Here is a 14,770-nt window from a genome sequence, read left to right as displayed (position 1 = left end):
CGCTAGCGGACGGCGTAGAAGGCGTAGTCACCGGTGGGTGCGATCGCGATCGGCTGGAGCCATTCTGGAGCATTCCCGACCGCCAGCATGGCGCCCAAACTCGCATCCGTGGAGCGGGGAAACCCCCCGAATTCGAGGCTTGGGCAGTAGAACAGATAGGCGACGCCGCGAGCTGTCAGGATTTTCCGGGCGGCATCGGGCGGGGCGAGAAGCGCATCCACCGTCGTTGCCACGCCCTGTACGTTACGGTGGAATCCCAGCGACAGGGTCTCATGTCTTGAGCGCAGGAGGATGGGCGCTCCGGCATCAAGGCTGCTGAGGACCAGCCCCGGCGGCACGCTGTCCAGCGGCGCAGCCCGCACAGCGGCTTCGCAGCGGCTGATAGGCCGTTCCTCTTCCCCCTCGATGGCGCCTGACGGCATTCCCGCGATTTCTTGCCCTGTCCGGTTTTCGGAGCGAACCTCCAGCCTTTCCAACAGGGCCTGAAGCGCGAGGCCGCTCCAGCCGTTCATCACGAGCACCAAGGTGCCGGCCACTGCCCGGCTTCTCCTTCCGTTCGTCCCTTGCCAGACATGCGCTATCGCTGCGCTGGCGATCACTATTGCAACGCAGGACGCAGCGGCGCCGGCGCGCAACTGCCACATCGTGAGCACGAGGCCCCCGGCCAGTACCCCCAGCAGGAGCAGGACCGGACCGCGGCGATCGAGATCCTTCGCGAGCCACAGGCCCACCGCGAAGGCAATTAAAATGAACATAAAATAGCGCGGCAGATGGCTGGGTTGAGATTGCGCCACATCCACGATCGAAGCGGTTTCGCGGATGTTCTCGATCCACAGGTCGTAAAGTCGTGGCGGAATGTTCGAATAGGGCGATCGGACGAGCTCCGGCGCGAGCAAGGGTGCGGATACGCCAGCAATTGCAGCCATGATCAGCCAGAGCAGGCGTGTTCGCCGATTGGTCGATGTCTTGTCCGATGCGAAGAGCAGGACCGTCCCGACCGATCCGATCGCGACGAAATGGCCGCGGCCGAGCTGGTCGGCCGTCGCGCGGGCATATTCGCCCGGCGGAACGCTCAGCACGTAGAAAAACACGCTCGAGACCATCAGCCCGGCGATCAATCCGTTGAAGATGCGCGCCATCGGCGCGCCTTCGATAAGCCAGCGGGCCGCCATTCCGGCACAGGCGATTGCCAGCAAGGGCGCCATCTCCAGCCCGATGTTCAGCGAAAGGCCGATCGCAGTTCCGGCGATCGCTCCCGCTCGCCAGGAAGGACGGTCCGTCAGGGCTGACAGACACAGGGCCAGAAGGACCAGCTGGATATTGTGATGGTCGATACGGCCGGGGGCGAATTGCGACAGGAAAAGGGTGGCGGTTAGGGCCAGAAGGCGGGCGACCTTTGCCGCTTCGTCGCCCGCGAGGTTGGCTGCCGCCCGCCCCAGGAAATATAGCGTCGGTATCAGGAGCAGCGGCGGCTCGACAATCACCGCAAGGACTTCAGCCCGGGCGGTATCGGCGAACAGCGAGAAGAAGAGGATCAGCGCCGCCAGCGGCAAATCCGCCAATCGCGACCAATGCATGTTGTTCGGAATGCCTGCGGCCATCCGATGTTGCGAAACGTCCCACCAGCTTTGCCCCGCCAGAAAATCGCGCACCTGGACCAGCCGCATGACATTGTCGGGATCGCGCAGCAGCAATTCGGGCGCGTGCCGGCCGCCGGGGGTGAGAAGAACCAGGATCGTGAACCCGATCGCGATGAAGACAAGGATGGGCCAGTCGGCATACCCTTTCTCGAGCCCCCGTGGCTTCCCGATTACGGGACGCATCGCCGATTTACCCAAAGTTAAGCTCTTTCTTTCATTTCCTGCTCACCAATCGCGGGATTGGAAACGAGGGGCAAGTCTTGGAACAACCAGCTCACAGCCAGTTCGCACGCGAGGCTTGCGAATCCGTTGCCGCAGCGGGGACCGGGACGGAACCCGAACTTTCCATCGTGATCCCCTGCCTCAACGAAGCCGAAACTCTCGCCACTTGTATCGTCGCCGCGCAGCGTTTTCTTCGTGCCTACGATGTTCAGGGTGAAATCATCGTTGCCGACAATGGCTCGACCGACGGTTCGCAAGCGATCGCCCGGGAACTCGGGGCACAGGTGATCGATGTCGCCGAGCGTGGCTATGGCGCAGCGCTGCGAGCCGGGATCGCTGCCGCGCAAACGCCCTTCGTCGCCATGGCCGACGGGGACGACAGCTACGATTTTATGGGCCTGATGCCGTTTTTGGTCAGGCTTCGCGAAGGTTACGATCTCGTCATGGGCAATCGCTTCATGGGCGGGATCGCGCGAGGGGCCATGCCGCCACTGCACAAATATCTCGGCAATCCGGCGCTGAGCATGGCCGGCCGGGTCTTTTACCGGGCGCCCGTCGGCGATTTCCATTGCGGGTTGCGGGCCTTCCGCCGCGAAGCGATCCTCGGCCTGGGCCTGTCTTCGACGGGGATGGAATTCGCCTCCGAAATGGTGGTCAAGGCGCAGCTCTCCGGTCTGAGCATGACCGAAGTTCCCACCACCCTCAAACCCGACGGACGCAGCCGCGCGCCGCATCTGCGCAGCTTCCGGGATGGCTGGCGGCATCTCAAGTTCCTGCTGATCTTCGCACCGCGCTGGCTCTATCTGTATCCGGGACTTGCGCTGGCGGCAGCCGGGCTCATCGGTTTCCTCATCCTTTTGCCGGGCTTCGTCAGTCTGGGCAGCGTACGTCTTGGCGTCAATTCCTTGCTGTTCTGCGGCCTGTCGCTGCTGCTGGGGGTGCAACTGGTCAGCTTCGGGCTCCTCGCTAAGCTTTTCGGCACTCGCGAACGCTACTGGATGGAATCGCGCGACATCCGGGCCATCCGCCGTTGGCTGACGATCGACAAGACGTGCATCGCGGGTGGAGGGCTCTTCGTAGCCGGCATCGCCGGTTCTACGCTGGCCGTGTGGCAATGGGGCGCGGCCGGGTACGGCGACATGGTGGCCGAGAGACTTCTCCGCCTGAGCATTCCATCCGCCCTGGCCTGCGCCATCGGCATTCAGATCGCCTTTACCGGGTTTCTCGCCGAATTGATGAACCACCCGGCGAGACTCCGTTCCACAGGAGCAACCGCATGAAATCCGCTCATGAATATCTGGTGTTTCGTCGCCGCGTTCGGGTCTTGGCCGAGAGCCTCGCCCGGCTGATCCCCGCAAACGCGCGCGTCCTGGATGTCGGTTGCGGTAGCGGCGATATCGCCGCCGCGATCATGCAGATTAGGCCCGATATCGCGATCGAGGGCGTTGACGTTCTGGTGCGTGACGACACCGCGATCCCGGTCCGGGCGTTCGATGGCTATTCGATCGATGCAGAGGACGAAGCGTTCGATGTCGCCATGATGGTCGATGTTCTGCATCACACCGATGAACCGGCTCGAATCCTGGCAGAGGCGGCTCGCGTCGCAAAATATGGCGTGGTGGTGAAGGACCATTTCCGCGACGGCTTCCTCGCCGGACCGACCCTGCGGTTCATGGATTGGGTCGGCAACGCCTCGCACGGCGTGCGGTTACCCTACAACTATCTCGCACGCGAAGAATGGCAGACCATCTGGAGCGACCTCGGCCTGACGCCGCGCCATCTCGACACGGAAATCGGCCTCTACGCCAAGCCGTTCGATGCGCTATTCGGGCGCGAATTGCATTTCGTCACCATGCTGGCGAAGGATGCGCAACTCCATTCGCTGGCAGCCTAGTCGCGATCCTTCTTAAGCGCCGCCAGCGCCGCGAAGGGGCCGGCGGCGGCTTCGTCGAGCAATCCCGCCTCGCGCCGCGCCGCGGCGGCATCGGGACCTTCGGCATAGGGATCGATCGAGAGGGCGAAGCTCTGCGCGATTGCCTCGCCGAGATCGAACTCGCGACCCTCGAAAGCTATCTCGTCGAGTTCGTCGTCGGCGAGCTCGATCTCCTCCTCGGGATCGAAAATCTTCTCCGGAGAGGGGACGAAGAGGAGCCCGAGAGGCTCGTCGAGAGTGTTGCCGAACGGATCGCCCGATACCGCGCAGAGCTGATCGAAGCTGGCGGCAAGCGTGCCCTCGGCCCGAACCCCCTCGCCATCGGGCGAGAAGGAGACCTGCGCCTCGAGCGCATGGATGGCGGGCAGGCCGAAACGCCGGGCAAGGGCGAGCCGCTCGGCCTCGTTGGCAGTCACCGTCAGCGGCCTGGCGGGCAGGGCGTCGCTGCGCACCATTCGCGTGAACTCGCCGGGTTCGCTCATGCGATCGCTCCCCGAACAAGATCGTTCGCGGAGATGTTCGCAAGGCGATCGCGCAGCTGTTCGATACGCACGGCCAAGGCGTCGGCCAGGTTTTCGTCGGCCATGGTCACATTACGCCTGGCCGCTGCCGCCAGGGCCTCGCGCCCCCCTTGCAGGCCGTCGCGATAAGCGCCGATGCGACCCCCCAGCGTGCCCATCAGCTTGCCGATCTTCTTGCCCACCACGAGATCGCCGACGCCCGCCTGGCGCAGCTGCCCGTCCATGTCCTCGACGAAGAATTCCGTATAGGGGCCGGTCAGTTCGGCGAGTTCGGGATCGGCTTCCATCCGCAGCAAGACCAGCGCAGTGGCGGCGGTGACCATGTCGAACCGTCCTTCGAGCGTGTCGGCGACGCCGCATGTCGTATACCATTCGGGCTCGCGCGCGATCGCCACGGTGCGGTGCCACAGGGGGCGCACCGTCTCGCGCGGATCGCGCCGGGAGCGGATCAGGCGGGAAAGCAGGTTCATCGCGCAATGGTCTCCGGTGGCTCGTCGTTCAGCGGCAATTCAATCCGCGGCGGGCAGCGCCCGGCTTTCGCGAGTTGCGCGCCTTGTCCGGGGCCCCTAAGGCACCCCCTGCGGTGAGCGCTCGCATAGACAGGATTTCGCTTGCCGTCGAGTTCGCGGCGCGGTTCGGAAAGACGGAGTTGAAGTGACGGCAATGACAGGTTTCGCGCGCAAGGTTCTGGCTCCCACGATCCTCGCCTCGGCGCTCCTGGCGGGCTCCGGCTGTTCGTCGATCCGCGAATCCCGCGGCTACATCGTCGACCCGGTGCTGACCGCCGCCATCCAGCCTGGGATCGACAACCAGCGCAGCGTCGAGGGCACGTTGGGCCGCCCGACTTTCAGCAGCCAGTTCGGGCAGCCGACCTGGTATTACGTGTCGAGCACCAATGCGCGCCGTCCGTTCGTTTCGCCCCGGATCGATCAGCACAACGTCCTCGCAGTGCGTTTCGACGAGGCGGGCAACGTGATCGCCGCCGATCGCACGGGGATCGACCAGGTGGTCTATCTTTCGCCGGATGGCGATCAGACCCCGACGCTGGGTCGCGAACGCGGGTTCCTGGAAGACCTGTTCGGCAACATCGGCCAGGTCGGCGGGATCGGGCCCGGCGCCACGGGGCCGACCCAACCCTGATCTTGATCGGAGGGCTCATGCCCGGCGCAACGAACTTGATCGCGCGGGTCCGCCCCCCATATCGCGCCGCATGAGCGAACGATCAGAGCGCCACGGCCTCGTCCAGTGGCATTCCACGACCATCATCGGGGTCAAGCGCGGCGGTACCACGGTGATCGCCGGCGACGGCCAGGTCTCCATGGGCAACACGGTGATGAAACCCAACGCCCGCAAGGTTCGCCGGATCGGCAAGGACGATGCCGTGGTGGCGGGCTTCGCCGGAGCGACCGCCGACGCCTTTACCCTGTTCGAGCGGCTGGAGAAGAAGCTCGAGCAGTACAGCGGGCAATTGCTGCGCGCCTCGGTCGAGTTGACCAAGGACTGGCGCACCGACAAGTATCTGCGCAATCTCGAGGCGCTGATGATCGTCGCGGACAAGGACAATCTCCTCGTCCTCACCGGCAATGGCGACGTGCTCGAGCCCGATGGCGGGATTGCCGCGATCGGTAGCGGCGGAAACTACGCGCTCGCTGCGGCGAAGGCCCTGTCCGATTACGAGGACGACCCGGAAAAGATCGCTCTGAGGGCGATGGCGGTGGCCGCCGAAGTCTGCGTGTTCACCAACGACAATGTGACGCTCGAACGCGTCTGAGGATTCCATGGACAATCTGACCCCGAAGGCGATCGTCGCCTCGCTCGACGAGCACATCATCGGCCAGAAGGAGGCCAAGCGCGCGGTCGCCGTGGCTCTGCGCAACCGCTGGCGACGCCAGCGGCTGGGCGCCGATCTGCGCGACGAGGTGACGCCCAAGAACATCCTGATGATCGGGCCCACTGGCTGCGGCAAGACCGAGATCAGTCGGCGGCTGGCGAAGCTGGCCGAAGCGCCGTTCGTCAAGGTCGAGGCGACCAAGTTCACCGAGGTCGGCTATGTCGGGCGCGACGTCGAACAGATCGCCCGCGATCTGGTGGAAGAGGCGATCCGGCTGGAAAAGGACCGGCGCCGCGATGCCGTGCGCGAGAAGGCGAGCGAGGCCGCGATGGACCGGCTGCTGACCGCGCTGGTCGGCGACGGCGCCAGCGAGGCGACGCGCCAGGCGTTCCGCGAACGGATCGTCCAGAACGCGATGAACGACACCGAGGTCGAGATCGAGGTCAAGGACACGCCGAACAAGCAGATGGACATTCCCGGCATGCCCGGCGGTGTGGGAATGATCGATCTTTCCGACATGCTCGGCAAGGCGATGGGCAAGAGCCTGTCCAAGCGGCGCAAGCTCAAGGTCCCCGACGCATGGGATCGTCTGGTCGAGGAAGAGGCCGAAAAGCGCATGGACCAGGACGACGTCGCCCGCGTCGCGCTGGAGAATGCCGAGACCAACGGGATCGTCTTCCTCGACGAGATCGACAAGATCGCGGTCAGCGACGTGCGCGGCGGATCGGTCAGCCGCGAGGGCGTGCAGCGTGACCTGCTGCCGCTGATCGAGGGCACGACGGTGGCGACCAAATACGGGCCGATGAAGACCGACCACGTGCTCTTCATCGCCAGCGGCGCGTTCCACGTCTCAAAGCCGTCCGACATGCTGCCCGAGTTGCAGGGCCGCCTGCCGATCCGGGTCGAGCTGCGCGCGCTGACCGAGGAGGACTTCGTCCGCATTCTCACCGAGACGCGCGCCAATCTGCCGCAGCAGTACAAGGCGCTGATCGGCACCGAGGACGTGACGCTCGACATCACCGAGGACGCCATCGCCGAAGTCGCCAAGATCGCCGCGCAGGTGAACGAGAGCGTCGAGAACATCGGCGCCCGCCGCCTCCAGACCGTGATGGAGCGGCTCGTCGAGGACATCAGCTTCACCGCCGAGGACCATGCCGGCGAGACGATCACGGTGGACGCGGCCTACGTCCGCGAACGGCTAGACGAACTGGCGGGCGATGCGGACCTGTCGAAGTATATTCTCTAGGCTGAAGCGGACATTGCGGAACGGCAGGTAACGACCCCCTTGCAGACGTTCACTCATCTTGCGAAACTGCTACCCATATTGGACGATATAGAACCTTTGAAGACGCGCCGAATGATGGTGGGCCTAGTTTGCGGCTCATTGGTTGGTTTGCTGTGCTATATTTCGTTGGAAGCGGCTACCGATTTGCTCACTCAACTCATAGCGCGCGAGTTCTTAGGGTTTGAATCGCGCGACCTCCATATCTTCGAAACGGTATGGATCTTTGCACTGTTTGGAGCGCCCGTCGCTATCTTTATGGGCCTGCTAGTCGGCCTTCCCGTTTGGAAAGTGGCCGAAGGTCGGCCATTGCGCTCTAAGCGAAGCGCCTTGATCTATGGCGCGATTGCGGGCGCTTTCATCGGACTTATCTTCTTGTTGCTGGGACTGGCTATCGGCCTCTCCACTTTCCTGGACGATCGGTCATCCTACAACAGTTGGTCTCATGGATATCAAGTTACCCGCGACGGTCTGCCGACGGCGCTTGGCTGGCTGATACAGATTAAAACCCTGCTGTTCTATTGTGCGGCGGGCGCAATAGGTGGAGTTGCGGCGCGGTTTGTAGCTCTCCCTCGCTAACGTCCGCTTCCCACCCCAATAGCCGCCCGTCCGCTCACGGATGCGGGGCCAGCCCGCTCTCCACACCCGTCTTGTCGGTCAGCGCGAATTTGTCGACGAGGTCGGCGCTGGCGCGGTTGAGGCCGACGATTCGCACGCTGCGACCGTTCCGGCGCATCCGTTCGACCACCTTGTCGAGTGCGCCGACCGCGCTGATGTCCCAGAAATGCGCGGAGGACACGTCGATCACCACGTGGCGGGCGGGGTCGGGCTGGGCGCTTTCGGGGCCGAAGGCAGCCTCGAACCGGTCGACGCTGGCGTAGAAGACCTGGCCCGTGGCACGGTAGATCGCGCTCTCGCCCTCGCGGGTGCGGACGACACTGAACATGCCCATCACCTTCTGGGTGAAGAACACGCCCGACAGGATCACCCCCGCCAGCACGCCGAGCGCGAGATTGTGGGTGACCACCACCACGCCGACCGTGGTCAGCATCACCACCGAGCTCTGCCAGGGGTGCTTGGCGAGATTGGGGATCGAGTTCCACGAGAAGGTGCCGATCGACACCATGATCATGATCGCCACCAGCGCGGGCATGGGCACGCGCCCGACGAGATCGCCGAGCAGCACCAGCATGACGAGCAGCGAGAGGCCGGCGACGAAGGTCGACAGCCGTCCGCGCCCGCCGCTGGTGACGTTGATGACCGACTGGCCGATCATCGCGCAGCCGCCCATGCCGCCGAACAGCGCGGCGACGACATTGGCCGCGCCCTGGCCAGCGCTCTCGCGCCGCTTGTCCGATCCGGTGTGAGTCATGTCGTCGACGATCTGCGCGGTCAGCAGCGATTCGAGCAGGCCGACCGCTGCCATTGTCGCCGAATACGGCGCGATGATCCGCAGCGTCTCCCAGGTCAGCGGTACGTCGGGCAGAACGAAATAGGGCAGGCCGTCCGGCAGTTCGCCCATGTCGGCGACCGTGTTCACTGGCACGCCGAGCCATATGGCTAGCGCGGTCAGCACCACGATTGCGATCAGCGGGCTGGGGATCGCGGTGGTGACGCGGGGCAGGAGGTAGATCATCGCCAGCGCGGCCGCGACCATCGCATAGGCTTCGAGACCGACGCCGGGATTGCCGGGGATCAGCTGCGGCAGCTGGGCCATGAAGATCAGGATGGCGAGCGCGTTGACGAAGCCGGTGATGACGCTGCGCGAGACGAACTGCATCAACAGATCGAACCGCAGCAGCGCGGCCACGCCCTGGAACACGCCCATCAGGATCGTCGCGGCGAAGAGATATTCGACCCCGTATTCGCGCACCAGCGGCACCACGACTACTGCGACGGCCGCGGTCGCGGCGCTGATCATTCCCGGCCGCCCGCCGGTAAAGGCGATGACCATCGCGATCGCGACCGAGGCGTAGAGACCGACGCGCGGATCGACCCCGGCGATGATCGAGAAACCGATCGCTTCGGGAATCAGCGCAAGCGCGACGACGATGCCGGCGAGAATGTCGGCGCGAACATTGCCGAACCAGTCGCGCCGCAGCGCGTCGGAGTTTTTCATGACGATACCTGATCGGGTGCGAGTGGCGCGGAACGGAAAGCGCTCCGGTGATCAGACCCCTACCATTTGTGCGGTGCAGCACAACCCGGGACGCCGGTCACTCGGCCGCCTCGTCGATCAACTCGCTTTCGGCCTGCTGGCGCGCCCACATCTCGGCGTAGAGGCCGCGGGCTCGCAACAGTTCGGAATGCGTGCCACTTTCCGCCAGGCGGCCCTCGTCGAGGACGAGGATGCGATCGGCATCGGCGATGGTCGACAGGCGGTGCGCGATCGACAGAGTCGTCCGGTCGCGGCTGATCCGCCGCAGCGTGCCGAGTATGTCCTGCTCGGTCCGGCTGTCGAGCGCGCTGGTCGCTTCGTCCAGCACCACGATCGGCGGATCCTTGAGCAGAGTGCGGGCAATGGCGACGCGCTGCTTCTCGCCGCCCGACAGTTTCAACCCGCGCTCTCCGACCTCGGTCTCGAAGCCTTGCGGCAGACCCTCGACGAATGGGAGGATTGCCGCGCCCCGCGCCGCCTCGACGATCTGCTCGCGCGTCGCTTCGCCTTTCGACCGGGGCAATCCGTAGGCGATGTTGTAGCCGATGGTCTCGTTGAACAGCACGCTGTCCTGCGGGACGATGCCGATCGCCTCGCGCACGCTGGCCTGCTGGACATCGCGGATATCCTGCCCGTCGATCAGGATGCGCCCCGACTGCGGGTCGTAGAAGCGGAACATCAGCCGGGCGATCGTGCTCTTGCCGGCCCCCGAGGGGCCGACGATGGCGACGTTCTGGCCGGCTTCGACCTCGAAGGTAAGGCCGTGGAGGATCGTCCGGTCCGGCTCGTAACCGAAGACCACATTCTCGAAGGCGACGCTCGGCCGGCGGACCACGAGAGCCGGCGCGCCGGGGCGGTCCTCGACCTCGACCGGGGCGTCGATCAGCCGGAACATCGCCGCCATGTCGACCAGTCCCTGGCGGATCGTGCGATAGACCCAGCCGAGCATGTCGAGCGGGCGGAAGAGCTGGACGAGATAGGTTTGGATCGCGACCAGATCGCCGACCGACAGGCGCCCCTGGCTCCATTCCCACACCACGAAGGCCATCGCGCCGGCCATCAGCAGATTGGTGATCAGTGCCTGGACCATATTGAGCAGGCCGAGCGAATTTTCCGAGCGGATCGCCGCCTCGGCATAGGCCCCGGCAGCGCGAGCGTAGCGTTGCTCCTCGCGCCGTTCGGCACCGAAATATTTGACCGTCTCGTAGTTCAGCAGCGAATCGACGGCGCGCGACAGCGCGGTGCCGTCGAGATCGTTCATCTGCGCGCGCAGCTGGGTGCGCCATTCGGTGATCAACCGGGTGACCCAGATGTAGAGCACCACCGTGACGGCGGTGGCGGCGACCAGTTCCCAGCCGAACAGCGTCCAGAAGATCGCCCCGACCGCGATCAGTTCCACGATCGTCGGCGCGATGTTGAACAGCAGGAAATAGAGCATCGAATCGATGCTCTTGGTCCCGCGCTCGATGGTCTTGGTGACCTCGCCGGTGCGGCGCGAGAGGTGGAAACGGAGGCTCAGGCGATGGAGGCGCGAAAAGACGTCCTCGGCGAGATGGCGGGTGGCGACCTGGCCGACGCGCTCGAAGGCGATGTTGCGGACCTGGTCGAACATCGTCGCCGAGAAACGCCCGGCGGTATAGGCAAGGACGAAGCCGACCGCGATCCACAGCAGCGGTTCGCCGTCGAGGGCCATGGTATCGACCACCCGCTTGTAGAGCAGCGGCAGCGCCAGGGTAACACCCTTGGCCGCGAGCACGAAGATCATGGCGACGACGATCCGCACCCGCAGCGCCGGTGCATCCTTGGGCCAGAGATAGGGCAGGAACCGCCGCAACGTCGCCCAGCTTTCCGGATCGCGCTGGCCGGGCACTACGGTATCGGGCGGCATGTCGCCCATCTGGTGCCGCCTGCGACCGGGTGCAACCTCCTCAATCGATCCTGCTGTCGATCCCGGTACGGAACGGCGTCATCCGGCGCAGCCGCTCAACCGCGACTTCCCGGGGGAGATCGAAGAGGATCCTGCGGTCTTCGAAGTCGATCGCCACCCGGCGGAAGGCGCGCAGATCGTCCATGCCCAGAACCAGCGCGGGCTTGTCCGTCAGCCCCAGCGCTTCGAAGATCGGACTGTTCGCGAAGCCCACGGAAACGCCGCTGAGAGAGAGGCCGCCGATGACAATCCGTCTCGCCTGACGCAGTTCGTTCCTGACCTCGACGCCGTGGACATCGGTGGCGATCTCGCTGCCCACGTTCCTGTCGATCAGGCGCCTGCGCAGTTCCTCGTTGCCGAAGGAGCGCTGAGCCCCCGTGTCGATGAGCACGTTGACCCGCATGCCGTTGATCCGGGCATCGGTGATTATCATCTGGCCCAGCTTGCGGCGCGCGCGAACGACGATCTCGAAACCATTCCTCCCGCCCAGCTCGCCGGCGTCGGCGACGACGATGCGGTCGCCTTCGAAGTCCATCAGCACTCTCAGGCTCTGCAGCGCATCGAGCCCCAGAATGCCATCGGCGCCGACATGCCGGCTGAGGAGCAGGGGGGCGCGGATGCCATCCAGGCTGCGGTTGGCGAACTCCAGTCGGTCGAGCGGGACGGTGGCGACCAGCGCTTGCGATCCCATGGCGACCAGCATCGCCTCGCCATCGGGCCGCAACGCAAGATCGTCGACCACGCGCTGGGTGATGGCGGTCGCCTGCGAACCGGTGTCGACCATGAAGCGATAGGGCCCGCGCCCGGCGATGGTGACGGGCACCGTCATGCGTTCGTATCGGTCGCGATCGATCGCGACCTCCTCGAACTCCGCCGGTATGGATGCGGGATTGTCGGGAAGCTCAGCCGACGCGCCCTGCGTTGCGGGCGGCATGGCGGACGCGATCGCGCCGGCGAAAGACAGGAGCGGAACGAAGAGCGACAGAATCATCGGTCCTCTCCTTCCGACAACAATCGCGTACGGCATTCTACCACGGGCGATCCGGCCCGCCAAATTCCAGTGACCTCGCCCCGCGGCGCTGGTAGGAGAAGGCCGATGGCCTCTGCCGATCCCGCTCCAGCGCCCGTCTTGATCACCGTCCTCGCTCACAACGAAGAGCGTCGGATCGCCGCTTGCCTGGACAGCCTTCCGCTATCGGACCCGGAGGTCCGGGTGGCGGTGGTGGTCAACGGCAGCAGCGACGGGACGGCGGATGTCGTCCGATCCTATGCCGACCGGGGAGTGCGGCTGGTCAATTACGCCGAAGGGGGGAAATCGCGCAGCTGGAACCGCTTCATGCTCGACGAGGCGCCAGCTGCCGAGACCTTCGTCTTCGTCGACGGGGATGCGCAGGTCATTCCCGGTTCGGTGCAGGCACTGACGCTGTGCCTCAATGCCAATCCCCAAGCCAATGCCGCGGCTGGAATGCCGCGCAACGGCCGGCGTGCCGCAACCTATCGCCGGCTCCTCGTGCGCGACGGCGGGATGTTCGGCGATCTGTACGCCCTGTCGGGCAATTTCGTCGAACGGCTGAGGGCAAGCGGATTGCGGCTGCCCGAGGATCTGGTGGGCGACGACAGCCTGCTGGGGGCGCTGGCGCACACCGATCTCGGCGGCGACTCCGACTGGGTCGATGCTCGCATCGTCGCTTGCGAGAAGGCGGGCTTCCTGTGCGAACCGAACACGCTCGCCCCGGCGAGCCTTCGCATGCAATCCCAGCGGATGGTCAATTACGCGGTCCGGCATTTCCAGAACCGGATGATCAGCGCGATCATGCGGCGACGCGGACCACGCGACCTGCCGCAGCGGATGGCCGACATCTACGGCGATTGGCTGCCGCAGCTTCGTCCCCGGCTCAGTCCGCTGTGGTACTGGTTCGACCGGCGGGCGTTGGCCCGGATGCGGCAGGCGGCTGCGGAGCGCGGTTCCTGAGCATGGCCCAGCTGTCGCGCACCATGTCGCGCCACCCGAACCAGATGGTCGCGACGTAGGCGACAGCACCGACCGGGACCATCACCAGCAGCCTCGCCCAGGGCGGATCGGCCGGCAGCAGAGCACTCACCGACGTCACTGCCAGCGCCATGACGCCGCAGGCGATCGCGGCCGGTGCGAGCGCGGCGACGAGGCGGGACGGCGCCATCCCGATTCGGGGAAGTGTCAGGGCCAGTGTCACTGCGAGCAGCATCGGGGCGGCGACCCACCACGCGTGGACGAGGCCCATCGGCCCGTAGGCCGCACCGAAGGCGAAGCAGGTAACGAAGATCGCCGCCCCGCAAGCGCTGGTCATCACGTAGATCCGGGGCTGCCCCATGGCATTGGTCGTCGGGCTGCAGACGATCTGGAGCGCAAAGAACGGCATGGCGAGCGCCAGGCCTTGGGCGATCGGCGCCATTTCCGCCCATTTCTCGCCGAACAAGGTCAGCACCGCTTCGGGAGCGGTCAGCGCGAGCCCGACGTAGATCGGGGCGGTGATCAGCGCGACACTGCGCAGCACGCGTTCGAAATAGGGGGCGAGGCTGCGGCCCGCCTTGTGCAGTTCGGAATAGGCCGGAAAGGCGACCTCGTTGATCGGCGGAAGAAAGCGTCCGGTGACGATGAGGGCGAGGAACAGCGCTTCGGAATAAAGGCCGAGATCGTGGATTTCGAATCGGCGCCCGGCGATGACGATGTCCGCCTGGCTCTGGACGATCCAGAAGAACTGACAGGCGATCATCGCACCGCCAAAGCCGATCATCGCTCCCGCGCCGCGGAAGCCGAATCGCGGCCGGTTTCTTAGTTTTGCGGCCAGGACCAGAACCACGGCGCGCGCTCCGAAAGCGAGGATCGGCGCTACGACCAGCGCCCAGACGCCGTAACCGAACCAGGCCATGCCCAGCGCGGTCGCCGCGCCCGTGATCGCACCCGACATGCTGGCGAGCGCCTGGAAGCGGAAACTGATCTTGCGGGCGAGCAGCGCGTCGGGGAGGGCGATGAAGGGCACGACCAGGAACAACAGGACCTGCAGCCGCAAGATGTCGGTCAGCAGCGGCTGGCCGAAATAGTCTGCGGCCAAGGGGGCCAGCAGGAACTGGGCGATCGCCAGGGCGGTGTTGGTGAGGAGCAGGAGACCGAAGGCCTGTCCGATGTCGCGCTCGTCGATCGAATCGGCCTGAATGAGTGCGCCGGCGAATCCGTATCCGTTGAGGAAGGCGAGGGCGGTCACCACCACCTGGCTCA

14 protein-coding genes (1 of these 14 cut by a window edge) are annotated in these 14,770 nt (G+C 65.3%); 7 read left to right on the top strand and 7 right to left on the bottom strand.

The features are described from left to right. Nucleotides 1–2: 2 nt before the first annotated feature. Nucleotides 3–1,823 carry a hypothetical protein gene (locus ACGHN1_RS09355; protein WP_390550605.1) on the bottom strand — a complete coding sequence of 607 codons (1,821 nt, stop codon included), beginning with the start codon at nt 1,821–1,823 and terminating at the stop codon, nt 3–5. Between the two features lie 77 nt (nt 1,824–1,900). On the opposite strand from ACGHN1_RS09355, the gene ACGHN1_RS09350 reads away from it, so the two are divergent. Then, the gene (locus ACGHN1_RS09350; RefSeq protein WP_390550603.1) at nt 1,901–3,142 is read left to right on the top strand and encodes a glycosyltransferase family 2 protein; all 1,242 of its coding nucleotides are present in this window, start codon (nt 1,901–1,903) and stop codon (nt 3,140–3,142) included. Then, the gene (locus ACGHN1_RS09345; protein WP_390550601.1) at nt 3,139–3,756 is read left to right on the top strand and encodes a class I SAM-dependent methyltransferase; all 618 of its coding nucleotides are present in this window, start codon (nt 3,139–3,141) and stop codon (nt 3,754–3,756) included. The genes ACGHN1_RS09350 and ACGHN1_RS09345 overlap by 4 nt, the downstream gene beginning before the upstream one ends. On the opposite strand, the gene ACGHN1_RS09340 is transcribed toward ACGHN1_RS09345, so the two are convergent. Further along, nucleotides 3,753–4,277: a YceD family protein gene (locus ACGHN1_RS09340; protein ID WP_390550599.1), complete on the bottom strand. Its 525-nt coding sequence runs from the start codon at nt 4,275–4,277 to the stop codon at nt 3,753–3,755. The two genes, ACGHN1_RS09345 and ACGHN1_RS09340, sit on opposite strands and share 4 nt — an antisense overlap. Continuing rightward, a complete protein-coding gene (locus ACGHN1_RS09335; RefSeq protein ID WP_390550597.1) occupies nt 4,274–4,786 on the bottom strand; it encodes a ubiquinol-cytochrome C chaperone family protein in 513 nt (170 codons plus the stop codon). Before ACGHN1_RS09335 ends, ACGHN1_RS09340 begins: the two co-directional genes overlap by 4 nt. Nucleotides 4,787–4,979: 193 nt before the next feature. Here ACGHN1_RS09335 and ACGHN1_RS09330 point away from each other — a divergent pair, with 193 nt between their 5' ends. From ACGHN1_RS09330 to ACGHN1_RS09315, 4 genes are all read left to right on the top strand, one after another. After that, the gene (locus ACGHN1_RS09330) at nt 4,980–5,456 is read left to right on the top strand and encodes an outer membrane protein assembly factor BamE (protein ID WP_390550917.1); all 477 of its coding nucleotides are present in this window, start codon (nt 4,980–4,982) and stop codon (nt 5,454–5,456) included. 70 nt (nt 5,457–5,526) lie between these two features. Then, on the top strand, nt 5,527–6,087 hold the full coding sequence (hslV, locus tag ACGHN1_RS09325) for an ATP-dependent protease subunit HslV (protein ID WP_390550595.1): 561 nt from the start codon (nt 5,527–5,529) through the stop codon (nt 6,085–6,087). Between the two features lie 7 nt (nt 6,088–6,094). Beyond that, nucleotides 6,095–7,393, top strand: coding sequence for an ATP-dependent protease ATPase subunit HslU (gene hslU / locus ACGHN1_RS09320; RefSeq protein WP_390550593.1), 1,299 nt, complete (start codon nt 6,095–6,097; stop codon nt 7,391–7,393). Between the two features lie 78 nt (nt 7,394–7,471). Further along, a complete protein-coding gene (locus ACGHN1_RS09315) occupies nt 7,472–8,008 on the top strand; it encodes a hypothetical protein (protein WP_390550591.1) in 537 nt (178 codons plus the stop codon). Nucleotides 8,009–8,042: 34 nt separating this feature from the next. On the opposite strand, the gene ACGHN1_RS09310 is transcribed toward ACGHN1_RS09315, so the two are convergent. From ACGHN1_RS09310 to ACGHN1_RS09300, 3 genes are all read right to left on the bottom strand, one after another. Next, nucleotides 8,043–9,548, bottom strand: a complete 1,506-nt coding sequence (locus ACGHN1_RS09310; RefSeq protein ID WP_390550589.1) for a SulP family inorganic anion transporter — start codon at nt 9,546–9,548, stop codon at nt 8,043–8,045. 97 nt (nt 9,549–9,645) lie between these two features. Further along, entirely contained in the window at nt 9,646–11,475 is a 1,830-nt protein-coding gene (locus tag ACGHN1_RS09305) for an ABCB family ABC transporter ATP-binding protein/permease (protein ID WP_390550916.1), read from the bottom strand. Nucleotides 11,476–11,515: 40 nt separating this feature from the next. Beyond that, the gene (locus ACGHN1_RS09300; RefSeq protein WP_390550587.1) at nt 11,516–12,505 is read right to left on the bottom strand and encodes an aspartyl protease family protein; all 990 of its coding nucleotides are present in this window, start codon (nt 12,503–12,505) and stop codon (nt 11,516–11,518) included. Nucleotides 12,506–12,610: 105 nt separating this feature from the next. Here ACGHN1_RS09300 and ACGHN1_RS09295 point away from each other — a divergent pair, with 105 nt between their 5' ends. Next, entirely contained in the window at nt 12,611–13,486 is an 876-nt protein-coding gene (locus tag ACGHN1_RS09295) for a glycosyltransferase family 2 protein (protein WP_390550585.1), read from the top strand. Here ACGHN1_RS09295 and ACGHN1_RS09290 read toward each other — a convergent pair. Next, nucleotides 13,410–14,770 carry the 3' portion of a lipopolysaccharide biosynthesis protein gene (locus ACGHN1_RS09290; RefSeq protein WP_390550583.1) on the bottom strand. 172 nt of this gene lie beyond the right edge of the window, so only the last 1,361 of its 1,533 coding nucleotides appear in the window; the start codon falls outside the window, past its right edge; it ends in the stop codon at nt 13,410–13,412. The two genes, ACGHN1_RS09295 and ACGHN1_RS09290, sit on opposite strands and share 77 nt — an antisense overlap.

The organism is Qipengyuania sp. MTN3-11 (assembly GCF_042851825.1).
Classification (GTDB): Bacteria; Pseudomonadota; Alphaproteobacteria; order Sphingomonadales; family Sphingomonadaceae; genus Qipengyuania.
Note: the sequence above shows the minus strand (reverse complement) of the source record. Positions and strands in the feature narration are given on the sequence as shown.